General features: G+C 56.1%; 22 protein-coding genes. 10 read left to right on the top strand and 12 right to left on the bottom strand.

The window, feature by feature from the left end:
• Positions 1 to 89: 89 nt before the first annotated feature.
• From AC2FFA_RS08910 to AC2FFA_RS08890, 5 genes are all read right to left on the bottom strand, one after another.
• Positions 90 to 1109 carry a putative 2-aminoethylphosphonate ABC transporter substrate-binding protein gene (locus AC2FFA_RS08910; protein WP_496851215.1) on the bottom strand — a complete coding sequence of 340 codons (1020 nt, stop codon included), beginning with the start codon at positions 1107 to 1109 and terminating at the stop codon, positions 90 to 92.
• A gap of 733 nt (positions 1110 to 1842) precedes the next feature.
• The gene (locus tag AC2FFA_RS08905; RefSeq protein ID WP_496851213.1) at positions 1843 to 2682 is read right to left on the bottom strand and encodes an EamA family transporter; all 840 of its coding nucleotides are present in this window, start codon (positions 2680 to 2682) and stop codon (positions 1843 to 1845) included.
• 196 nt (positions 2683 to 2878) lie between these two features.
• Positions 2879 to 5341, bottom strand: coding sequence for a GcvT family protein (locus AC2FFA_RS08900; protein WP_496851211.1), 2463 nt, complete (start codon positions 5339 to 5341; stop codon positions 2879 to 2881).
• Positions 5342 to 5427: 86 nt separating this feature from the next.
• Positions 5428 to 6183 carry a DeoR/GlpR family DNA-binding transcription regulator gene (locus AC2FFA_RS08895; protein ID WP_496851209.1) on the bottom strand — a complete coding sequence of 252 codons (756 nt, stop codon included), beginning with the start codon at positions 6181 to 6183 and terminating at the stop codon, positions 5428 to 5430.
• A 336-nt stretch (positions 6184 to 6519) separates the two neighbouring features.
• On the bottom strand, positions 6520 to 7785 hold the full coding sequence (locus tag AC2FFA_RS08890) for a 2-methylserine hydroxymethyltransferase (RefSeq protein ID WP_299897700.1): 1266 nt from the start codon (positions 7783 to 7785) through the stop codon (positions 6520 to 6522).
• Between the two features lie 108 nt (positions 7786 to 7893).
• Between AC2FFA_RS08890 and AC2FFA_RS08885 the strand changes: the two genes are divergently transcribed.
• From AC2FFA_RS08885 to pqqE, 10 genes are all read left to right on the top strand, one after another.
• A complete protein-coding gene (locus AC2FFA_RS08885; protein WP_496684727.1) occupies positions 7894 to 8778 on the top strand; it encodes a LysR family transcriptional regulator in 885 nt (294 codons plus the stop codon).
• A 220-nt stretch (positions 8779 to 8998) separates the two neighbouring features.
• Positions 8999 to 9745, top strand: coding sequence for an ABC transporter ATP-binding protein (locus tag AC2FFA_RS08880; RefSeq protein WP_496719378.1), 747 nt, complete (start codon positions 8999 to 9001; stop codon positions 9743 to 9745).
• Entirely contained in the window at positions 9742 to 10533 is a 792-nt protein-coding gene (locus tag AC2FFA_RS08875) for an ABC transporter permease (protein WP_496851206.1), read from the top strand. Before AC2FFA_RS08880 ends, AC2FFA_RS08875 begins: the two co-directional genes overlap by 4 nt.
• Positions 10530 to 12131, top strand: coding sequence for a sensor histidine kinase (locus tag AC2FFA_RS08870; protein WP_496851204.1), 1602 nt, complete (start codon positions 10530 to 10532; stop codon positions 12129 to 12131). The genes AC2FFA_RS08875 and AC2FFA_RS08870 overlap by 4 nt, the downstream gene beginning before the upstream one ends.
• 9 nt (positions 12132 to 12140) lie before the next feature.
• The gene (locus AC2FFA_RS08865) at positions 12141 to 12824 is read left to right on the top strand and encodes a response regulator transcription factor (RefSeq protein WP_496670314.1); all 684 of its coding nucleotides are present in this window, start codon (positions 12141 to 12143) and stop codon (positions 12822 to 12824) included.
• 102 nt (positions 12825 to 12926) lie between these two features.
• Entirely contained in the window at positions 12927 to 13028 is a 102-nt protein-coding gene (gene pqqA, locus AC2FFA_RS08860; protein WP_117873022.1) for a pyrroloquinoline quinone precursor peptide PqqA, read from the top strand.
• A 23-nt stretch (positions 13029 to 13051) separates the two neighbouring features.
• Positions 13052 to 13948, top strand: coding sequence for a pyrroloquinoline quinone biosynthesis protein PqqB (gene pqqB / locus AC2FFA_RS08855; RefSeq protein WP_496851202.1), 897 nt, complete (start codon positions 13052 to 13054; stop codon positions 13946 to 13948).
• The gene (gene pqqC / locus AC2FFA_RS08850) at positions 13945 to 14694 is read left to right on the top strand and encodes a pyrroloquinoline-quinone synthase PqqC (RefSeq protein ID WP_496670309.1); all 750 of its coding nucleotides are present in this window, start codon (positions 13945 to 13947) and stop codon (positions 14692 to 14694) included. Before pqqB ends, pqqC begins: the two co-directional genes overlap by 4 nt.
• On the top strand, positions 14694 to 14966 hold the full coding sequence (gene pqqD / locus AC2FFA_RS08845; protein ID WP_496851340.1) for a pyrroloquinoline quinone biosynthesis peptide chaperone PqqD: 273 nt from the start codon (positions 14694 to 14696) through the stop codon (positions 14964 to 14966). The genes pqqC and pqqD overlap by 1 nt, the downstream gene beginning before the upstream one ends.
• Positions 14966 to 16084, top strand: a complete 1119-nt coding sequence (gene pqqE, locus AC2FFA_RS08840; protein WP_496851199.1) for a pyrroloquinoline quinone biosynthesis protein PqqE — start codon at positions 14966 to 14968, stop codon at positions 16082 to 16084. Before pqqD ends, pqqE begins: the two co-directional genes overlap by 1 nt.
• On the opposite strand, the gene AC2FFA_RS08835 is transcribed toward pqqE, so the two are convergent.
• From AC2FFA_RS08835 to AC2FFA_RS08805, 7 genes are read right to left on the bottom strand one after another with little or no spacing between them, the layout of a single operon-like run.
• On the bottom strand, positions 16081 to 16677 hold the full coding sequence (locus tag AC2FFA_RS08835) for an ABC transporter ATP-binding protein (RefSeq protein ID WP_496851197.1): 597 nt from the start codon (positions 16675 to 16677) through the stop codon (positions 16081 to 16083). The genes pqqE and AC2FFA_RS08835 overlap by 4 nt on opposite strands.
• Complete coding sequence (locus AC2FFA_RS08830; RefSeq protein ID WP_496851195.1) at positions 16674 to 17423, bottom strand: ABC transporter permease; 750 nt, start codon at positions 17421 to 17423, stop codon at positions 16674 to 16676. Before AC2FFA_RS08830 ends, AC2FFA_RS08835 begins: the two co-directional genes overlap by 4 nt.
• A 6-nt stretch (positions 17424 to 17429) precedes the next feature.
• Positions 17430 to 18395 carry an ABC transporter substrate-binding protein gene (locus AC2FFA_RS08825; protein WP_496851194.1) on the bottom strand — a complete coding sequence of 322 codons (966 nt, stop codon included), beginning with the start codon at positions 18393 to 18395 and terminating at the stop codon, positions 17430 to 17432.
• 20 nt (positions 18396 to 18415) lie between these two features.
• Positions 18416 to 18664, bottom strand: a complete 249-nt coding sequence (locus AC2FFA_RS08820; protein ID WP_117873014.1) for a PepSY domain-containing protein — start codon at positions 18662 to 18664, stop codon at positions 18416 to 18418.
• A gap of 15 nt (positions 18665 to 18679) precedes the next feature.
• Positions 18680 to 19117: a cupredoxin domain-containing protein gene (locus AC2FFA_RS08815; RefSeq protein ID WP_117873013.1), complete on the bottom strand. Its 438-nt coding sequence runs from the start codon at positions 19115 to 19117 to the stop codon at positions 18680 to 18682.
• A gap of 19 nt (positions 19118 to 19136) precedes the next feature.
• Positions 19137 to 20108 carry a YVTN family beta-propeller repeat protein gene (locus AC2FFA_RS08810; protein WP_496851192.1) on the bottom strand — a complete coding sequence of 324 codons (972 nt, stop codon included), beginning with the start codon at positions 20106 to 20108 and terminating at the stop codon, positions 19137 to 19139.
• A gap of 12 nt (positions 20109 to 20120) precedes the next feature.
• Positions 20121 to 21254 carry an ABC transporter substrate-binding protein gene (locus AC2FFA_RS08805; RefSeq protein ID WP_117874013.1) on the bottom strand — a complete coding sequence of 378 codons (1134 nt, stop codon included), beginning with the start codon at positions 21252 to 21254 and terminating at the stop codon, positions 20121 to 20123.
• Positions 21255 to 21369 lie beyond the last annotated feature (115 nt).

Below are 21369 nucleotides of genomic sequence, written 5' to 3'. Positions count from 1 at the left end.
GCCGGTTTGAACCGGGTGAGTAAGTTGTTTGTTGGGGAACAAGAAACTGGTGTGCAGAAGAGGCACAAAAGCCTCTCCTGCTAAAGGGATTACTTCGCTTCCGACTTTCCGTCATAGCGAGACTGCCATTCCTTCAGGATTGCCGCGCGATTATTGGCGGCAAACTCAAAATCGTTTTCGATCATTGCATCCAGCAGACCGTCTGGGAAGTGCTCAACCGGCTTTGCAACACCTGGATAAGCCACGACGGCATAGCCGGTGTTGTACATCTCGTTGGCTTCCTTGGTGACCGTGAAGTCCACCAGCTTCTGCGCGGCCTCCAGATTTGCAGTGCCAGCAACAATTGCGGTGGCTTCCATGTCCCAGCCTACGCCTTCAGAAGGCACGATGATCTCAAGCGGCGCGCCGTCGGCTTTGGATTTTGCCCCGCGGAACGCGAAAGAGATGCCGATAGGGATCTCGCCTGCTGCCGCCAACTTGCAAGGTTTCGAACCTGAATGGGTGTACCGTGCAATGTTCTCGTGCAGCGCATCCATGTATTCCCAACCACCTTCTTCACCGAACATCTGCAACCAGCTGGACACATCAAGGAACCCCGTACCCGATGAATTCGGGTTGGGCATGATCACCTGATCTTTGTACATTGGGTCGGTGAGATCCTTCCAGGATGTCGGCGGGGTCAACCCGGCCTTCTCGGCCTCGACTGTATTGTAGCAGACGGAAGCAACCCAGGCGTCCATACCGACCCAGGCAGGGGGGTTGTCGCCATCAACAAATTTTATGTCCAGCTTTTCCACACCAGCCGGCGCATAAGGCTCCAACATACCTTCTGATTTCAGCAGCAGCAGCGACGTGGCGGCCAGGCCCCAAACAACGTCTGCCTGCGGATTATCACGTTCTGCCAGCAATTTCGCCGTAATGATGCCGGTCGAGTCGCGAACCCAATTGATCTTGATATCAGGGTGACTTTGATTGAAAGTTTCGGCGTACCGGGCCAAGTCTTCCGCCTCGACTGCGGTATAAACTGTCAATTCAGTTTCCGATGCCGCAACCGTTGCCGTTAGCGCACCTATAGTCAGAGCCGCGAGAAATGATGTCGTGTGTTTCATTGTGATCCTCTGTTGGTAATTATGTTGTTTTCGCCATTCTTACGCGGCGTTCGAACTCGATTATTATGCACCGATTGTTTGACAGCAGTTTGACAGATAAAAACGCCAATAAAAATCGATTATATCTTCGATGTCATAAGCAATACCTATAGGTGGAATTGGCAAGGCCCCAGGCCGAACAGGGCGAATTCACGAACCTGGTTTTTTGCTTTTGTGCGATCTCATGGTCCATTATTCCGAACGCATCCCTATCGGCGAAACTTCCCCGTTTTCATCCATATCCAAGTGTACATGCAGCGTGCAGGCACCAATTGCGGCCAGCCGGTATGGTTTCGTACAGAGAATGGACAAACTGGACTGCCGCGAAGGCAATCTGAGGTCTGACATCCGGTTCGTCGGCTCTTCCGGATTACCAAAGGCGAGTTAAAAACCGCTGCGTTCAGAGCGTTCGGCTTCCGTATCATCCAAGACATCTTTCAAGCTTTGTCTTTTCATTGAGGCTGGGACAAAAAGGGATACCCGGCTGGCTCAACAGGCTTGTTGGCGGCAAAACGGCGGGCAAAACCAACCACGTTTCCCCAAGGTCTTCGCGGTTTGGGCCGTCCGCCACCCAACCGAAACCGCCCTACCCCACCAAATCATTGCGGAAATGGCTTATGACGATCAGCAGAACACTCAGGCATGTTTCAGGGTCTGAATTCCGCAAACTTTTCTTCGATGCCCCAAAGGACGCTCAACGTGTCTTTGCAAGGATTACTATTCCGATCGCGACGATGGTCGCTGCAAGAAGCCTGTTGGATTTTGGCCCCTCACCAAACCACATCACGCCAATAAGCGACGCAAAGATAACTGAGCTTTCCCGGAGGGCGGATACCACGCCCAAGGGCGCAATGGTCTTGGCATAGAGTACCAACCCGTACGCCAGCCCAGAGATGACGCCGCCTGTCAGGCCCGCCCAGACATAGCGCTTGGGCAGTGCAACGAAACGCTGCCATCTGGTCGTGAAGATAAACCCGGCAACAATAATCTCGGCAACGAACAATGCTGCAATGTATCCCAACGTATTCCCGGAAAGCCGGATACCGATACCATCCACGATCGAATAGGACGCAATCATCAAACCCGTGCCAAACGCGGCCGCTACGGCGATCCAGTTTGTGTTTCTGCCCAGCCCGGCCAAGGACAGACATCCGATCCCAACCGAGATGCAGACAATACCGGCCCATGCGATCGGCGGCAGAAACTCACCCGCAAAAAAGATAGCACCCACCGTAACCAGGATTGGCGTCATCCCGCGTGAGATTGGGTACACTACCGACAGGTCACCGTGCTTATACGCGGTGTTGAGAAACCAATAGTAACCCCAGTGAATCAGGGTCGAACCGATGATGAAGGGGACAGCTGCCCAAACTGGCAACCCGACAAAAGGCAACGCAATCAACGCAGGCACAGCGTGGCCAAGCGACACCAGCCCCAAAACCACGGCTTTGTCGGGCGCGCCTTTGACAACCGCATTCCAGAGCGCGTGCAACACGGCTGCGGTCAATACGATGAGAACTGCCTGTATTGTCATTGTGGCTCGACGATATGAGCAAGTTTTTTTTCTTTCATCACAGTTCGACTCTCAGATAGGCCAGCCCCAACGAAAGCTGACCCAACGGCAATCCATCCCAGCACAAAAGTGCTGATATCCGTGACATGCGCCGTGTCAGGTTTGATGACAGAACAGTGTTTCATCTGGATTTAGGCCAGTCGTTTACCATCGGAACCTAGCCGTCCATCTTGGGTCGTTCGTTCCCGAAATCATATGGGCTTCTTAAATGGGCTGTTGCTGAAAATCTGGTTCCGGCAAGATCAATCTCGAAAACGCCGTTCCGGATATATTCCAATGTGATGCGTTCCGGCGCGTCAAGCTGGCATAAAGCTACCGCTGCCCCCAGCGTATGGCCATACGCCGCCGAACGAACTTCTCCGATTTCAACGCCGTTACACAGGACGGCCTCGCCGCCCCAAAGCTGCTGTGCGCCATCATCCAGCACCAGCTGAACAATGCGGGTTTTCAGGTGACTGGGGTCTTCTTTCGCAGCCAGCAGCGCCTCTCTCCCGATAAAGCCGCCCGGCTTTTCGAAATCGACCGCAAAACTCAGCCCCGCCTGCAACGGTGTGATGCCGGGGGTCAATTCACGGCTCCAGGCGCGGTATCCCTTTTCCAGCCGCAGCCCCTCCAGCGCATAATATCCGGCGTCGCGAATGCCGTACTCTGCTCCGGCGCACATCAGGTCTTCATAGACACCGATGGTGAATTCAACCGGAACCATCAGTTCCCAACCCAGTTCGCCTACATAGGTCATGCGATTTGCCAACACGGTGGCGTAACCCAGGTCAATCTCCTGTACCGCGGCGAATGGGAAACCGGCATTGGACAGGTCAGTTTTGGTCAGCTTGCGGAGCACGTCGCGAGACTTTGGCCCCATAACGGCCAGCACTGACCAGGCCGAAGTTACATCCGTCAGGAATGCGTGTGCATCCTCGACGAAATTCCTGCGTATCCAATCCGTATCATGCACAGCCTGTGCCGAGCCCGTGATCAGCATGAACTCCTGATCCTTTAGGCGCAGCACGGTCAGATCGGATTCATACCCGCCGCGCTCATTCAGCAGGCCAGTGTAGATTGTGTGACCCACCGGCACATCCACATTGGCCGCACAAATCCGGTTTAGCTGGGCACAGGCATCGCGACCTTGAACCAGGAGCTTGGCAAACGAGCTCTGGTCAAAGACCGAAACCCCCTCGCGGGTATTCTTATGCTCAGTGGCAACCGCGTCATGCCAGTTCTGACGGCCAAAACTGTAATGAATCTCGGGCGCCTCACCTTCAGGCGCAAAACAATTCACCCTCTCCCAGCCCATTTTCGATCCAAATACGGCATTCTTCGCCGCCAGACGGTCATAGAGGGCAGAGCGTCGGAATGGACGCGCCGAATCCAGCTCTCGGTTCGGCCAGGGCATCGCGTAATGAAGTCCCAGAGTTTCCTTGACCCGGTCATGCAGCCAAGTGGGGTTGTTGTTGAAACTGGCAAACCGGCGGATATCAACGGCAAACAGGTCCGAGGTCGGAGCCCCCTCGACAATCCACTCTGCCAGAGCGCGCCCTGCCCCGCCGGCGCTGGCAATACCCATCGAGTTGAACCCGGCGCCGATGAAGAAGTTCTTCAGTTCAGGGGCCTCTCCAAGCAGATAGTTGTTGTCAGGCGTAAAGCTCTCGGGGCCGTTGTAGAATTTGCGCACGCCGGCTTCGGCCATCTGCGGCACCCGGACCAGTGCGTTTTTCAAAAGTATCTCGAACTGGTCCCAGTCATCGGGCAGCAACTGGAAGAAGAACTTGTCAGGTATTCCATCCATTGCCCAGGGCTTGGCCTCAGGTTCGAACCCGCCCAACACCAGACCACCGGTTTCTTCCTTGAAATAGATGTAACCGTCTGGATCGCGGAGCACCGGCAGGTTAGGGGTCACACCCTCAACCTGCTCAGTCACGATATACATATGCTCGGCCGAATGCATGGGAACGTTGACGCCGCACATCTTGCCAAGTTGCCGTGCCCATTGGCCACCGCAATTGACTACGACCTCGGCCTTGATCGTGCCCTGATCAGTCACCACACCGCTTACCGCGCCATTCTCAGTCAGGATATCGGTGACCTTTATGCCCTCGATCACCTTTGCGCCGCCCATCCGTGCGCCCTTGCCCAGCGATTGAGTCAGATCGGTCGGATTTGCCTTTCCGTCCCCGGGCATCCACAACCCGCCCTTGACATCATCCACCTGCATTACCGGCCACTTGTCCTGCGCTTCCTGAGCGCTGATGACCTGAACCTCGACACCCTGCGCCCGCGCCGCCGCAGCCGTGCGCAGCAGCATGGTCATACGGTCATCTGTCCGTGCAACAGTAACCGAGCCGCACTCCATCCAGCCTGTCGCGAGCCCGGTCTCTGCCTCAAGCTGCGAATAGAGCTCGGTCGAATAGCGAATCAGGTTGGTCATCGCGGGTTGGCTGCGCAACTGACCAACCAGACCGGCCGCATGCCATGTGGTGCCACAGCTCAGCTGCCCCTGCTCCAGAAGCACCACGTCACGATGCCCCATCCTGGTCAGATGATACGCAACCGAGCAGCCAATGATACCGCCTCCCACAATGACATATTGTGCGCTGTGCGGAAGTTTGGTGTCAGCCATCGGCTCGCTCCGTACTCAGGGATTCGGATTTGCTTCCACCCTATTTGTGCTTTGCAATTTTTGGCAACTGCTTTCGTATTTTTGCGTTACACTTTCACAATATCCACGGGTTGGTTTTGTAGCGCGCCAACTATGCTATTTGGCAACTCCTCATCCACCACCAGTGCTGCTTTCACCGGCAGCGGTTTCATCGCGATCGGACCAACCACGTCGAACTTGCTGCCATCCGCCAGGATCAGTGGCCGCTGCGCCCGTTCCATCATCATGTGACGCAGGTTGGCACCTTCTAGCGAAAAGTCTGTAAACAATGCCCGAGAGCTCACACCGCCGACCCCTATCAGTGCATATTCCGCATTGTACCGCGACAGGTGATCGAGCGTGTCCAAACCCAACGTAGCATTCTCTGAAAAATTCAGCCGCCCGCCCAGCAGCGTGACTTCGGTGGCCGCTGGTGCCAGCACAGAAGAAATAGTTAAGTCGTTGGTATATATAGTAAGATTCTGGCGCACAGTCGCCAAAGCCTGCGCCGCTGCCAGTGTCGTTGACCCATTGTCAACTATCACGCTGGCCCCGTCCGGGATTACGCTGGCCACATAGGCTCCAATCCGCTTCTTACCCTCCGGGTTGGTTTGGGACCGGTCGGCCATGGAAGGTTCCTGCCTGCGCACACTGGTCGCCCCGCCCCGCACCTGATGAAGCTTGTTCTCCTGAGCCAGCTGTTCAATATCTTTGCGCACGGTTTCCCGGGATACACCAAGCCGTTCAGTCAGAGATCGGATCGAGACCGCGGGTTGGCGCGAGACTTCTTCCAGAATAATGGCGTGGCGTTCGGGTGCTAGCATTGGCCGGCCCTATGATTTGGCATTGCACGAATATGCCAAAACTTGCCAATAGGGTCCAGCCTGAACACACAATCAGGCACGAGTTTTCGTAGCCGCCGCGGTGACGCTCACACGCAAATGGTCCAGCGCAGTTAAATGCCCTGTAACCCTAAGTTACTTTGAAAACTGCCGGATTGACCCGGATCACCGGCGTCGAGGCACCCGCTCAACCGGCAGAACGAGGTCGGATCGGGGATCACAATGGTGGCGCGGATCAAAAAACGGCTTGACCTGCACCACGAGAACTTGATCGCAGACACAGCGTAAGGAACTGGGCCATTTCCGGGCAAGGAGTGTTTACACCGCATAGGTGGGAAATGACGCGCACAACACGGCGACTGTAGCTTTACAGCGCAGGACTGTCGCGTCAGCATCACCTGCTGCCTCAGCTTCGATCAAGTCCGCAATCACATTGCCCAACTCTTCGAACTCGGCTTCCTTCATTCCGCGGGTCGTGGCTGCGCTCACGCCCAGACGCAACCCAACCCATTCTGTCGGACGTGTGCTGTCATTGGGGATCGCGTTTTTGTTTGCCGTGATATTGGTCTTTTCCAGGACGACCTCAGCACGTTTGCCCGTGATACCCTTTGGGCTGAGATCCACGAGTACCAGGTGCGTGTCGGTGCCACCGGAAACAATACGCAAGCCCCGGGTCTGCAAGGTTTCTGCAAGTTTGGCGGCGTTGGCTTTAACCTGTGCTCCGTAATCCTTGAACTCGTCCGTAAGCGCTTCTGCGAGACAAACAGCTTTGGCTGCCAGTACCTGGCTGTGGATTGAGCCCTGAACGCCGGGGAAAACCGCAGACTGCAGCTTCTTGAACCAGTCCACGTTGTTCGTGAGGATCAGTCCGCCACGCGGGCCTCGCAGTGTTTTTGTCGTGGTGCAAGTTACAATGTCAGCGTGTGGGAAAGGCGAGGGATGCGCGCCAGCCGCGACAAGCCCGGCAATATGAGCCATGTCCACGTGGAAATGTGCGCCCACCTTCTTCGCGATTTGCCCCATGCGCTCAAAGTCGATTTCGCGCGGATAGGCAGAACCACCCGTGATCAACAGCTTAGGCTGGATTTCCTCAGCCAGTTTTTCCAGCGCATCACAGTCAATAACTTCAGAGTCGGCATCAACACCATAGTGATGCGATTCGAACCAGCGACCCGACAGGTTGGCTTTCAGGCCGTGACTCAGGTGACCGCCAGCTGCCAGATCCAGCGACAAGACCTTGTCGCCAGGCTTGAGTAGCAGAAAGAAAACAGCAAGGTTCGCCTGGCTGCCGGAATGGGGCTGAACGTTGGCATAGTCGCACCCGAACAATTCCTTGGCGCGGTCGATTGCCGCTTGCTCGACGACGTCGACGAACTGACCACCTCCGTGGAACCGGTTACCCGGATACCCCTCAAGCGTCTTGTTGGTCATCTCATGTCCGAGGACATCGAGCACTGCACGGCTGACGATGTTTTCGGACGCGATCAGCTCAATTTGATTCTGCTGACGCTTTTTCTCGTTTGCAAGAGCTTCTGCGACGACGGGATCGGTCGTCCCGACTGGATTTTCAAAGTGCCGCGACATCCGGGCTCCTCCGATGCGTTTTGGTTTAATCCAAAATCCAGAGTTTCACTGGCGGAAGCAAATCAGTATTGCTATTTATTTGCCGCAGAAAAACTAAGGCTCAAGTAGATGTCACTTTCTCCTCGTCGTCCAAAAGGTCCACATCTCAATGCCCTGCGAGCATTTGAGGCAGCAGCTCGGCTGGGAAGTTTTGCCGCTGCGGCAGACGAGCTATCCGTTACCGCGGGCGCGATAACCCAGCACGTCAAGACCCTGGAAGCTTGGGCGGGCACCCAACTTTTTGTCCGAAATGCCCGTGGGGTTGAGATGACGGCGCTCGCCGAAGAGCTTTTGCCCGGGTTTAGCCAGGCGTTTGACCAATTGGGAATGGCTGTGCAGGAACTCCGAAGCAAGGCCTTGCCCCGGAAGGTCAAAGTTGCTGCGTTGCCGTCGATCGCGCAGTTGTGGCTGGCCCCGCGGCTTGGAAAGCTAAGGCGTATTGCTCCGGATTTGTCCGTGTCTGTTGTTGCACTCGAAACACCGCCAAACCTCGCGCGTGAACCTTTTGACATGACCTTGTTTTTTACTAGTGAGCTGATCGGAGCAAACGAAATCAGAATAGCGGAAGATGTGATTTTCCCAGTTTGCGCCCCCTCAGTCGCGGACAGATTGAATTCTGTTTCGGATCTTTCGAAGGAAACACTTCTCCATGACGGGTCGTGGGCAAATGATTGGGGCAATTGGTTGAACAGTCAGCCTGGTGGAGCAAACGTGCCGCAGACGGGAACTGTACACTCGCTATATTCTGTCGCACTGGAGGAGGCGCGTCATGGCGGCGGCGTGTTGATGGCGCACGAAGTTCTGGTACAGAACTTGCTGGACTCTGGCGATCTGGTCCGCCCTTTTTCAGCCTCGTTGAAGCTTCCGAGTGCAATGGTGGCGAAATTTACTCCATCGTTCAGCAGATCCCCCGCCTTCAACGAGTTACGATCATTTTTGCTGGCCGCGAACTGAAGAGCGGTTTCCGCAATACGGTTGCTACCGCCAATCAGGCACCGCTTCGCCTCACAAACTCAGTTGGTCGAAACGTCGCGACAAATCCTGCGGGCACATGCATCAAATCCGTGAACCTTCACATACTTAAGTCGTGGTCGAGCCTCAGACTGGAAGGTTGAGAAACGCGGCCCGACATTGCAAGCTGCTGTCAAGACCCACGGTCCGGGACGGAGGAAGAATGTCAGACGCGCGCCCTTCGGCGGAATCCAATCCTGGTCTCGCGGTACGCGACCTGAGTTTTCACTATGGCGCCAAGACGGCTTTGGATGCTGTCTCTTTTGACGTGTCGGCGGGGACGTTCTGCGGTCTGCTTGGTCCGAATGGGGCTGGGAAATCGACACTGGTGTCGTTGCTCACGCGATTGCTAGTGGCGCCAGATGGTGAAATCACGGTCGCAGGCCATAATCTTCGCCAATCCCCGCGCAAGGCGCTGGCAAAGCTCGGCGTGGTCTTTCAGCAACCGACACTGGATCTGGGTTTGACGGTACGCCAGAACATGACCTATTTTGCCGCGCTGCATGGGCTACCTCGATCCGATGTCCCCGACCGTATCGACGCAGCGCTGGATCGGCTGAACATGCGGGAACGTGCCGGGGAACGTGTACGCGATCTTAATGGCGGTCATCGCCGTCGGATGGAGCTGGCTCGTGCCCTGCTACACGAACCATCGGTGTTGCTGTTGGACGAGCCAACAGTTGGGCTTGATGCCGCGGCACGGCACGCGATAACCGACCATGTGCACGACCTGGCGGAACAGGGGTTGTGCATCTTGTGGGCCACGCACCTGACAGATGAAGTGCGCGACGACGACCAGTTGCTGGTTCTGCATTGCGGTCAGATTATTGCCAGTGGGCAGACAGGCAGCCTACGGGGGGATCAAACCCTGTCCGACTGGTTCCTGTCCCGAACCGAGGTTGCGACATGAGCGGGTTACTGGGTGTCGCACGTGCCATCATCGGACGCGAGTTTCTGCGTTTCATCCATCAACGTGAACGATTTCTCGCAGCTCTGGTTCGGCCAATGGTCTGGCTTTTGATTTTCGCTGCAGGGTTTCGTGCCGCCCTGGGCCTGTCGATAATTCCACCCTATCAGACCTATATCACCTACGAGACCTATATCATCCCTGGCCTCTGTGCGATGGTTCTGTTGTTCAATGGGATGCAAAGCTCACTGAGCCTTGTCTATGACCGCGAAATGGGCTCGATGCGTCTGCTGCTGACCAGTTCGTTCCCGCGCTGGTGGTTGTTGTTCTGCCGCCTGCTGGGATCAACGGCGATATCCATCCTGCAGGTCTATACGTTTCTCGCATTGGCCGCTTTGTTCGGCATTGTCCTGCCGTTGCCCGGATATATCGCGGTTCTACCGGGATTGGTTCTGGGCGGTCTGATGCTGGGCGCGCTGGGGCTGGTGCTGTCCAGTTTCATCAGGCAACTAGAGAATTTCGCCGGCGTGATGAACTTTGTCATCTTCCCGATGTTCTTCTTGTCTTCCGCCCTCTATCCGCTGTGGAAAATGGCTGAAAGCTCGCCGTTGCTGCGTGATATCTGTGCGCTCAATCCTTTCACGCATGTGGTCGAGTTGATCCGGTTTCTGCTTTACTTGCAGATCAACTGGGGGGCCCTGCTGTGGGTTCTGGCATCAACTGCGATACTGAGCGCGATCGCCGTTTGGGGGTATGATCCGGCCCGGGGCCTGATGAGGCGGAAATCGTGACAGCCGCGCCACAAACCGCAAAGCGCAGTCTGCTTCTGAAAACCCGGCTGGGCCTTGGTGCCGTCGTGCTTGGATCAGGCACCTTGCTGGCGGCCGCAACCCTTTACTTCGGGATGCAGAACGTCGCCAGCCGTCTGGAAACCGCGCTGGCTTCGGAAACCCGTATGGCACGCTATGCGGCTCTGTCGACCCAGGCCGCCACCTTTCTTGTGATCGCAACCGAGTCGATACAAACCGGCCAAACAGTCGAGTCACGAATTGATCGCCTTTCCCCGATCCGAGACCAGATTGCGACAACGTTTCTGCAGCTTCGTTCTGATGTGGAAGACGCTGTTGCCGCGGTTCAGTCCCTGGGGCTGGACGAACAATCGCGTTACGGAACCCAATCCTTGGGTCTGGCCAGAATGGAGGCGCTTCTGGCCAGCACGCTGGAAGGGCTGGCCGACGCGGAGGCCGATCAGGCGTGGCTGCGTGCCCATGTCGACTCGTTTGCGTCGGCGTTTGATCCTCTGCTCAGTCAGGCGGTGAATACCGAGGTTCTGTTTCGAAATTCCGTATTGGCCGGGATCGAAAGGACCCGCCTGGTTCTGACTTGGGTGGCACTGACACTGGCATTATTCGCCTTGCTCAGCACGGCGTGGTTCTACTTTGGTCTGGTGCGGCCGCAGTTCTCTCGCCTGGATCGGCTGCGCAATGCGGCGGTTCAGGTCGGCCAATCCGAATTCGCAATTTCGTTGCCGCAAACCCGCAATGATGAGATCGGCCAGTTATATGGCGAGACCAACCGCATGGCGGCTGCATTGAGACAACGCCAGGCCGAGGTTGACGCAGAGTGGGCCCGGTTAAACGAGACCATTGCCCAGCGAACCCGGGAACTTAGCGCTGCAAACGAATCCCTGTCCAAGATTGACGAAAACCGGCGCCGCTTTTTTGCTGATGTCAGTCACGAACTGCGCACACCGCTGACGGTGATCATGATGGAAGCTCAGATTGGCCAGAGGGATGTCCAGACCGCGCCAGAGGTGTTGGCAACAATCGAAAACAGCGCCGCAAAACTGAACCAGAGCATCGATGATTTGCTACGCGTCGCCCGATCCGAAACCGGTGAGCTGGCTCTGGAACCAACTAACGTTGCACTATGCGATCTGATACAAACAATTGTCAGCGACATTCAGCCTGAAATCGACAGCGCCAACATGCAGCTTGAAACGAGCCGATTCCCGGATTGTTCGTTGCACTGTGACCTGAATTGGATTCGTCAGGTCCTGCTTAGCCTGATACGCAATGCGATCCGACATGCGCGCGAAGGGAAGGCGTTGTTACTGTCCGGTCAAACAGTAGACAGCGGTGTTCAAATACAGCTAACGGATAACGGCCCCGGCATTCCCGATGGCGCCCAAACCCGGATCTTCGAGCGGTTTGTTCAGGGAGGGGCGGCAAACAGTCAGGGCTTCGGTGTCGGGCTGGCACTGGCCAGATGGGTCGTCGAGGCCCATGAAGGAACCATTTCGGTGGCAAGCCCGGTTCCTCGCAACAATGCTCTGGGATCAAATGCCGGTACAATTGTCTGCATTCGATTACCGCTGGCGAAGGCATAGAATAAATACATGGTCTCCAAGCTTCTGATCATAGATGACGACCCCAGAATCACGTCGGCCCTTGTCCGGGGCCTGACGCTGCACGGCTACTCAGCCGAGGCTGAAAACCGCGCCGACCAAGGGTTGGAACGGTTGAAAAGCGGTGCATTCTCAGGTGCGATTGTTGATGTGATGCTGGGAACGGATAGCGGTGTCGAACTGGTCCGAGCTGCGCGCCGTGCTGGGGTCGGAATCCCGATCCTGATGTTGTCGGCGCTATCGGATGTCGACCATCGCGCCGCAGGGCTGGAAGCCGGAGCCGATGACTATGTCGTAAAGCCGTTCAGCTTTGATGAACTTGTCGCCCGATTGCAAGTACAGGAACAGCGCGCACTCTCTCACCGCCCGGACCCCGCGCGGCTATCCACGCGGGACAGAACAATTTCAATCCGAGAGACAAGCATTGCACTCACCGAACGTGAATTCGATCTGCTCACGTTGCTCAACAGCCAGGCCGGATCGCCAATTTCCCGGGGAGAGCTGTTTGACACGCTTTGGTCGCAGGAAGGATCCAGCAACGAAAATGTGGTGGACGTCTATATTGGGTATCTGAGAAGAAAGCTAGCGTCAGACGATTTTGGGTTTGAAATCAAAACCATACGCAATCAAGGGTTTTGCCTTCAAGGTGTCGCTCCGTTATTGGATGACAGCTGAGTACCGACCAAAGTCTAATTCTTTCTTATGAATTAAGAGTCGCACCATCCGATAAGTCCTGCCACATTAGAATCCAGCACACCTTAGGAGGAGGACCCTGATATGGCTTGGAACAGACCTGTTATTCGCGAAATCGAATGCGGCATGGAAATCAACATGTACGGCCCCGATCATGACGATGAGCGCGGTGGCGGCCTGATCTGATCAGCCGCAAGCGCCAACAATAGATGACGTTGCGCGCAATAATACTTGGGGCCGCTGCTGGAGGCGGCCTTCCGCAATGGAATTGCGGATGTGAGAACTGCAATCTGGCCCGAAGCGGAGTTATTCCCGCGCAGACGCAGTCATCACTCGCCGTGTCCCCCGATGGTCAGAACTGGGCCATCCTGAACGCATCTCCGGATATTCGAGCACAGCTCGGCAATACTCCTCTCCTGTATCCGACTGGGTTGCGCGAGATGCCGATTAATTCTGTGCTGGTTACAAACGGTGATATTGACCATGTGGCTGGCTTGCTCACGTTGCGCGAGATGCAGCCATTTACGCTGTTTGCAACTCAAAGTATTCAGGATGTTCTAGCGCAGAATCCGATATTCGACGCCTTGAACGCCTCGGTCGTGAAACGCGCGTCGATCTCGTTGAATGAGACATTCGAGCTGGTTTCAGGCTTGGAGGCAACTTTGTTCCCTGTGCCCGGCAAAGTGCCTCTGTATCTTGAAGGGGAACACGTCGAAACCGAGCTGGTTGGCGAACAAACTGTCGGGGTGGCACTAAGCACACAAGGGAAGACGGCGTATTATATACCGGGCTGCGCCGCATTGACGCCCGAGTTGCGCGCTCGGCTTGACGAGGCCGATCTTTTGTTTTTCGACGGCACGCTTTGGCACGACACAGAAATGGTGCAGGCCGGGCTGGGTCAGAAAACGGGCAAGCGCATGGGCCATATGTCGATGGACGGCCCAGATGGATCGATCGTCGGTTTCGCTGATATGAAAATCGGCCGGAAAGTGTTTATCCACATGAACAACACCAATCCGGTTCTGCGCCCCGACAGCACTGAGAACGCTCAGGCACGGGCCAAAGGCTGGACGATAGGCCAAGATGGCATGGAGATAACACTATGACCCAAAGCCGCAAAGAGTTCGAGGCCCGGCTTCGTCAGATCGGAGCCGAGCGTTACCACGACTTGCATCCTTTTCATCATCGCCTGCACGGTGGTCAATGCACGCCTGACGAAGTGCGGGCCTGGGTGATCAACCGCTACTATTATCAGCATTCCATCCCGATGAAGGACGCCGCCTTCATGTCGCGTGTAGATGATCCCGCGCTGCGCCGAGCCTGGCGGTCGCGGATCGAAGATCATGACGGCACGGAAGACAACGAAGGTGGTATCCGGCGCTGGTTGCGACTGGCCGAAGCAGTCGGTCTGGATCCGGAATATGTCGCCTCATGTGACGGCGTATTGCCTGCCACCAAATTTGCGGTGGACGCTTACGTGCGATACGTCCGTGAAAAGTCGTTGCTGGAAGCGGTTGCGGCCTCACTCACTGAACTGTTTGCTCCCAAGATTCACGCCAACAGGATCGAAGGCCTGCTTCAGCATTACGATTTTGCGGATGACAGCTCACTTGCCTATTTCCGCAACCGCCTGAAAGAAGCCCCCAAGGATGTGGCCTTTGGCCTGGCATGGGTATTGGATCATGCCGACACTGCAGAAAAACAGGAAGCGGCAGCCAAAGCACTGATATTCAAGACCGATGTCCTCTGGTCGCAGCTGGATGCCTTGTGGGGCGCTTATGTCGAACCTGCCCGAATTCCTCCCGGGGCATGGAAGCCGGACACCGGTTTACGGATGCGGCAGGCATCATGATGTTGGCGCAGGAGGTCCCCTTGCTTCCGCGTGGTGTCCGCATCCAGTACGATTCTGTGCGGGAACAATGGGTTCTGCTGGCACCTGAACGGGCCGTGACGTTGGATCAGATCGGACATGCGATTCTGAGCGAAGTAGACGGCCAACGCAGCTTTGGTCAGATCACCGTAAGCCTGTCAAAGAAGTACAACGCCCCGAAAGAACAGATTGTCGAAGACAGCTCGGGGTTTCTGGATGCCCTTCGGGTGCGTCGTTTTCTGGATGTCATTTGATGCAGGTAAAAACCCCTCCCCCAATTGCCATGCTGGCCGAGCTGACGCATCGATGCCCATTGTCCTGCCCCTATTGCTCCAACCCAGTCGAAATGGCCAAACTCGACAGCGAAATGGATACCGAAACCTGGGCACGTGTTTTCAGAGAAGCGGCGGCGCTTGGCGTCTTGCAATTGCATCTGTCAGGTGGAGAACCCGCATCCCGCCGAGACTTGGTTGCGCTGGTCAACGCCGCGCGTGAGGCTGGACTATATACCAACCTGATCACTTCGGCGATCGGACTGTCCGAGCGACGCCTGCATGAGCTGGACGAAGTCGGCCTGGACCACATCCAGCTTTCTCTTCAGGGCACTGACGCCGCGATGGCCGACAAGGTAGGCGGCTACCGAGGTGGGTTTGACCGCAAAATGAAAACGGTCGAATGGATCAAAAAAATCGGGTTTCCGCTGACCCTGAACTTCGTGCTGCACCGTCACAATGCCCACCAACTGCCGCGGGCGCTGGAACTGGCGCGCGAAATGGGAGCGCGACGGATCGAAGTTGCAACCGTACAATTCCACGGCTGGGCCTTGAAGAACAGGGACGCCTTGATGCCGACGCGGGAACAGGCGCAACAGGTGACGAGACAGGTGGCCGAGGCCAGGAAGGACCTCAAGGGACAACTGGTCATCGATTATGTCCCGGCGGACTATCATGATGACTATCCCAAGCGATGTATGGGCGGTTGGGGCACAACCGGGCTGAACGTGGCGCCAGACGGTCTGGTTCTGCCTTGCCATGCGGCACAGTCCATCCCGCATCTGACATTTGACAGGGTGCAGGACAAACCGCTTGCGGATATCTGGTACAGTGGCAGCGCGTTCAATGCTTATCGCGGAACGGAATGGATGTCGGACCCGTGCAAAACCTGCGAACGCAAAACCATTGATTTTGGCGGCTGCCGCTGTCAGGCCATGGCCGTTGTCGGAGACGCAAGCGCCACCGATCCCGTTTGCATCAAATCACCCCTTCATCAGACCCTGCAAAACCAGGCAAACGAACATGCCGCCAAAGCGGATGCGCCTTTCATCTATCGTACCGCACCCGGTGCCGCGACGAAGTCTGCGAATGACCCCTAACCCAGAACGGCCCCGTCTGGCCCGGATATCAGGTTTAGGATCCGGTCGGAAAGCCGATTTGCTTCTGGTCTGGAATGCGTCACGAACAGGGTCGCCGGTCGGTGCCGCATGATGAGGTCCTCGGTCAGGGTCAGCATCGTCTCGGCTGTTTCAGAATCCAGAGACACAAAGGGCTCGTCCATAATCAGAAACTCAGGCTGCCCGGCAAATGCGCGTGCCAAAGAAAGCCGGCGCTGCTGACCCAGTGACAACTGGCCGGGAAACAAATCCCCCTTTCCTTCCAAACCCACGTCAGTCAGCGCGGCGTCGGCCTCAGCCTGCGACAGGTCGCCATGAATCAGGGTCAGATTATCGATAGCCGAACGCCATGGCAGCAAAGTGGGTTCCTGAAATACAATGGCCAGTCGATCCGGCCGAACGATATGGCCTTCAAAGTTCGGGTCAATGCCTGCCACCAATCTCAGCAGCGTCGTCTTTCCAATGCCCGAGGGCCCGGTCAGAGCGACTGTTTCCCCGACAGCGATTTCAAAGGCAATGGGGCCCAGAACGGCATCGTTTTCAAAGTGCTTTTTGTGGATGTCAATTTGGATCATGCAGTTCTCCACCGTCGAGCGTTACGCTCCAAAGGCTGTAGAACCAACCACTCAACGACCAGCATGACCGCAATGAACGAGAATGCGTAAACCAGCACCATAGCCACATCAAACAGCTGAAAATACAAGTGGATTTGGAACCCGACACCGGATGATCGCCCAAGAAATTCGACCACAAGCACGATTTTCCAGATCAGAGAAAGCCCAGACCGTGCAGCAGCGGCGATAAACGGGGCAAGCTGCGGCAGGATCACATGACGCAGTCGCGTTTGCCACGACATCCGGTAGACCTGTGCCATCGCATCCAGATCTGGGCTTAGGGCCCTGCCGCCCTCTCGGAGGATCGTTGCGACATTGGGAATTTTGTTCAGCGTAACTGCGGTGATCGCCGCAGCTTCGGTCAGCCCGATCCAGAGATAACACAGCACGATCAGAACCAACGCGGGCAGGTTCAGGAAGATAACCAGCCATGGATCGAGCCAGCGGTTCAGCGCATCCGACCGCCCCATGGCCAGGCCAATGATCGTTCCCAAGGTCATCGCCAACACGAAGGCCCAGATCACGCGTAACAGAGTCGCGCCAAGGCTGCGTAGCAATTCGCCTGACGCAAGTTCTTGCTGAAACCGGGGAATCAGATCCCAAGGTTGCGGCAGAATCTGAGGATCAGCGGTCAGAGACGCTGAAACAATCCACAACGCGACAAGGCCTGCGATAGACATAAGCGGCGTAAGGCGCGCGTTTTGCATCTGATCCTATTCCACGTCAGCAAAAAGACCCGGTGGCACAGTCGTCGCAGCGCCCACCAGTTCAGCCCCGCCTAATTCGGCCATAAGTTCCAGCATCTTGTTGGCCGCAACCTCGTCTACCGGGCGGCGATCGGGAATACCGGCGATCCAATCGAACTTGAGTTGTTCAAACTGTGCATCGGACGTGACGTTCATGCGCGGTCTGATCGCCTCCCACGCCTCAGGCGAATTGGCCAGCAGGTCCTTGGCATCGCGGCTGGCGGCAAACAGGCTTTGCGCAAGGTCGGGGTGTTCGTTCAGAAAACTCTCTTTCAGGTAATAACCCAGCAGGGGTGTATTTGTGTCGAGCCCCAAAGCCTGCCCAGCACCCTCAACCGAGATCAGCTCTTTCATGCCGGACGCTTTCATCTTGGCCAGAAAATGCCAAAAATTGATCGCGCCGGCATAGTCACCGTTCAAAGCAGATTTGAAGATCAGAGGGGGCGCACCGAACACCTGCTCGGTGTCGGCTTTCAAGTCCATCCCATATTCCCGTGCTGCATAGGCGCGCAAAATCAGCCAGGATTTATCCAGCGGGCCACCCGCGATGCCGATCTTGCCACCGGCCAGATCCCTCAAACTGGTCGCAGGGCTGTCAGCGGGTACAACCACGCCACCAACTGCTTTGGAATAGGGAATGAAAACATAGCCCTTGCCCGCAGCCCTTTGTCGAGCAACCCAGATCCAATCGGCAACGGCTAGATCGGCTTCGCCGCCTTCAACCGCAATGCGCGTTGCGCCATTGTCGGCAAAAGGTTGAATATCAAGGATAAAGCCATGTTTCCGATCCAGACCGTTCTGGCGAATGGTCTCCAGTTCCCAATTCACCGTACCTATCTTGAGTACGGCCGCCCGAATGGTCGGCAGGGTCTCAGCGGCCAGAGCCCCCGAAATGAGTGCAAGTGCAAGGCAGGCGGCAAATAGTTTGGTCATGGCTCAATCCTGTTTATTCGCTATTCCGCTTTTCGGCTGACTTCATTCAAATCCTTGTCCAGCTTGATATCGAACTGGTTGCCACCCTTACAAATGACGTCATCCAGATCATACCCATCGTCTTCTACCTCGATGTCATCCGGGTCCATCTGGCATTCGATAGAGGCAAGATAGGCCTCAATCCTTTCCACTGTTTCGGTATCAACTTCGTCGGCGGAAGCCGGCGCCGCCAAAAGTCCGGTGATTATAAAAATTCCAATATTTTTCATGTACCTATCCCTTCTCTATTGAATACTAACAGTGATGCGTTGCGTTTCACCCGTGGACCCAGGGATGCGAATTTCATGACTGCCGGGTTTGATTGCGATAAACGACAATTCAGCCACGCCAGCCTTGTCAAACTCGATGCTATCTACCGCCATCGGACGAATTTCGATCTTGTTAATCACGATTTCGTTCATCCAGATCGCGCGAAAGAACGATGGCCCCTCGATGGCCAGTTCCGCTGAACCATCAGCGGTGATCTCAAGCTTGTAATACGCGCCGGATTGCAGAACCACGTCTTCACCCAGCGGCTGCCCTGAGGCGAGTGTCAGCTTTATGGTTTCTCCCCGGTTGCATTTCGCCAGAAGTCCGGCGAATCCCAGATCGTCACACAGTGGCGCCGCCGATACTGGTCCACCCAACGCTGCAATCATCACTGCGATCACTAATTTCTTCATTCCCGTCCCTCCCAGAACTTCAGTCAATGGTCACCACGCCCCAGGGCTGTTGACCGACCTGTACTGATTTGATGGCTTTCTCTGCAGCCACATCAATGATTGTGATGTCGTTTGAATTACCATTTGTGGTCAGCAGATATTTTTCGTCCGGCGTGAAATCGAGCTGCCAGACCCGTTGCCCAACCAGGATATAGTCCAGAACTTCAAGGCTTTGCGCGTCAACAACGGCGACCCGGTTTGCGGGCCCCAAAGCAACGAACAGACGTTTGCCGTCCGAAGTCACCTTGGCACCGACGGGTTGCAACCACTCCGGTTGCACGCCCGCCACTTCGAAGCTGATTTTGCCAACAACCGTCGGCGTTCCGTCTTCTGCAATGTCCATTACCGTGACGGTTCCGCCTATTTCCGATGTCACGAACAGGCGTTTTCCATCCGCCGTATACTGGGCATAGCGTGGGCGCTGGTCGACCAAGACATTATGCTTGATGGAATAATCCTCGGTGGAAATGAAATGCGCCATATTGGTGGTCTCGGACGTGTTGACCACAAATTTGGCGTCGGGGCTCATTCCCATGCCTTCGGGCTCGACACCTACCGGAATCTCGGCCAGAACGGTGCGGGTTTCGGTGTCTGTAACCGTCACCAGATTGTCGTCTTCATTGGCGATATAGAGCCGCTTACCCGAGGGTTCGAGAATGAAGAGCTCGGGATCCGGGCCAGAAGGCAAGCTGGGCAATTCCTCATAAGTCGAAGTATCAAACACCCGAATAATATTGTCGTCAGACGCACATACATACAGTTTGCTGCCATCCGGGCTGACAGTGATGCCGCGTGGGCGGTTGCCGCCCGGAAATTCGGTGATCACGTCCCAGGTTTCGGTATCAACTACGGTAATGGTGTTGCCCCGCTCATTCGAGACAAAAGCCTTGCCCGCCAGCGCCGGACCCGAGGCAAGCGCAGCAAAGGCAACGCTCAGCAATAGTCGTTTCATCAAAACCTCCGGTTACTCAAAAGCGTGACAGCTGGATTCCGCCCGATCCAATCCCATTGAATCGAGCGGCGAGACCTGGTGCAGAAATCCCTCCTGCGGGCTGACACTGACAGTGATTGACCCGTCATACAGAAGGATCGGCTGGCGTAGCTGCCCGTTCCAGTCGCGGAACGTCACTTTCTGTCCTTTGAAAGCCGCAAGTTCGAACTGGTCCGAAAGGGCATAATCACGTACACCTTCCGGTTCGGCTGTGCTGGCACGGGTCACGGCCTCACCGATAACCCGTAAAGCAAGCCACGTATTGTAATCTTCCGGGCGCACGTATCGACCCGTCATTTCCTCGAAACGGGTGTGGAACTGCGTCGCGCCCCAAGCTTCATGGGCTCCATGAAACGTCGTCGGGCGCAGACCGCCGGAACCCATCACAGGACGCGGAGTCCAAAGGTGATAAGACAGATAGCGCGCAAAATAGTCGGTTTCGTCAGCGGCGATCACAACATCGTGGTCTCGTACATCCTGTGTGTCCAGTGGCAATTGTCGCTGAACTAGGACATGACCGGAATCCGTTCGGCGAGATCCCCCTGTATCCGCAAAGGTCCGATCTTCGGTGATCTTCGCGCCAAACTTGTTCGCCGCGCGGCGATACGCGTCGGCGAGCTTGACATCCTCGGGGTTGGATCCGGCCAACAGGAACCAGTCGCCCCATTTCTTCCAGACGGCAAACTGTGCAACAGCATCGGCTTTCATGCCACGGGACGGTGCGATATGAAGCAGGTTGCCCCGGCAGTTTGCGTCGCGCAAGTCGATATCAGGCGCAGACACGTTGAAAACAAGCGCCCCGGACTCTGCCGCCTTGTCCGTCAGGCGCAGTACGTCAGGGGCTTTGGCCAAAAGGACGATCAGGCGTACGCCGCCGGCAAGGATCCGGTCCATTGCGGCGTCGGCCTCTTCCGGCGAAACGGCAATAGTGACGGTCTCATAGGTATGTCCCAGAAATCCGCCCGTAGTTCCGTTATCCTCATCCCCAAGCGCCGCACCAGCAAACCCCAGATCGTCGGGTTTCAGATCATATCGCGAGATAGGCAGAAGCGATGGATAGTCGATCCGCAGCACCGCAGCCTTTACATCGAGCGCCGCCGCGGTCATCGCAGATGCATACCAAAGAAGCGCCGCAAGCAGCGACAGCAGGCGAATACTCAAGATGTCCTCCCGTTGCCTGAATGTCAGAGTTCAAGTTGAACCAACCGGGGCATAGCGCCCC

It is taken from the genome of Ruegeria sp. YTSB088, from assembly GCF_059609825.1.
Note: the sequence above shows the minus strand (reverse complement) of the source record. Positions and strands in the feature narration are given on the sequence as shown.

Bases quoted from the DNA above. Each gene is read 5' to 3' on its own strand.
- AC2FFA_RS08830 (WP_496851195.1), bottom strand. From the start codon at position 17,423: ATGCAAAACGCGCGCCTTACGCCGCTTATGTCTATCGCAGGCCTTGTC.
- AC2FFA_RS08900 (WP_496851211.1), bottom strand. From the start codon at position 5,341: ATGGCTGACACCAAACTTCCGCACAGCGCACAATATGTCATTGTGGGA.
- AC2FFA_RS08890 (WP_299897700.1), bottom strand. From the start codon at position 7,785: ATGTCGCGGCACTTTGAAAATCCAGTCGGGACGACCGATCCCGTCGTC.
- AC2FFA_RS08825 (WP_496851194.1), bottom strand. From the start codon at position 18,395: ATGACCAAACTATTTGCCGCCTGCCTTGCACTTGCACTCATTTCGGGG.
- AC2FFA_RS08875 (WP_496851206.1), top strand. From the start codon at position 9,742: ATGAGCGGGTTACTGGGTGTCGCACGTGCCATCATCGGACGCGAGTTT.
- AC2FFA_RS08805 (WP_117874013.1), bottom strand. From the start codon at position 21,254: ATGACCGCGGCGGCGCTCGATGTAAAGGCTGCGGTGCTGCGGATCGAC.
- AC2FFA_RS08880 (WP_496719378.1), top strand. From the start codon at position 8,999: ATGTCAGACGCGCGCCCTTCGGCGGAATCCAATCCTGGTCTCGCGGTA.
- pqqD (WP_496851340.1), top strand. From the start codon at position 14,694: ATGTTGGCGCAGGAGGTCCCCTTGCTTCCGCGTGGTGTCCGCATCCAG.
- pqqC (WP_496670309.1), top strand. From the start codon at position 13,945: ATGACCCAAAGCCGCAAAGAGTTCGAGGCCCGGCTTCGTCAGATCGGA.
- AC2FFA_RS08810 (WP_496851192.1), bottom strand. From the start codon at position 20,108: ATGAAACGACTATTGCTGAGCGTTGCCTTTGCTGCGCTTGCCTCGGGT.
- AC2FFA_RS08885 (WP_496684727.1), top strand. From the start codon at position 7,894: ATGTCACTTTCTCCTCGTCGTCCAAAAGGTCCACATCTCAATGCCCTG.
- AC2FFA_RS08865 (WP_496670314.1), top strand. From the start codon at position 12,141: ATGGTCTCCAAGCTTCTGATCATAGATGACGACCCCAGAATCACGTCG.
- AC2FFA_RS08905 (WP_496851213.1), bottom strand. From the start codon at position 2,682: ATGACAATACAGGCAGTTCTCATCGTATTGACCGCAGCCGTGTTGCAC.
- AC2FFA_RS08910 (WP_496851215.1), bottom strand. From the start codon at position 1,109: ATGAAACACACGACATCATTTCTCGCGGCTCTGACTATAGGTGCGCTA.
- AC2FFA_RS08820 (WP_117873014.1), bottom strand. From the start codon at position 18,664: ATGAAAAATATTGGAATTTTTATAATCACCGGACTTTTGGCGGCGCCG.
- AC2FFA_RS08835 (WP_496851197.1), bottom strand. From the start codon at position 16,677: ATGATCCAAATTGACATCCACAAAAAGCACTTTGAAAACGATGCCGTT.
- pqqA (WP_117873022.1), top strand. From the start codon at position 12,927: ATGGCTTGGAACAGACCTGTTATTCGCGAAATCGAATGCGGCATGGAA.
- pqqB (WP_496851202.1), top strand. From the start codon at position 13,052: ATGACGTTGCGCGCAATAATACTTGGGGCCGCTGCTGGAGGCGGCCTT.
- AC2FFA_RS08895 (WP_496851209.1), bottom strand. From the start codon at position 6,183: ATGCTAGCACCCGAACGCCACGCCATTATTCTGGAAGAAGTCTCGCGC.
- AC2FFA_RS08815 (WP_117873013.1), bottom strand. From the start codon at position 19,117: ATGAAGAAATTAGTGATCGCAGTGATGATTGCAGCGTTGGGTGGACCA.
- pqqE (WP_496851199.1), top strand. From the start codon at position 14,966: ATGCAGGTAAAAACCCCTCCCCCAATTGCCATGCTGGCCGAGCTGACG.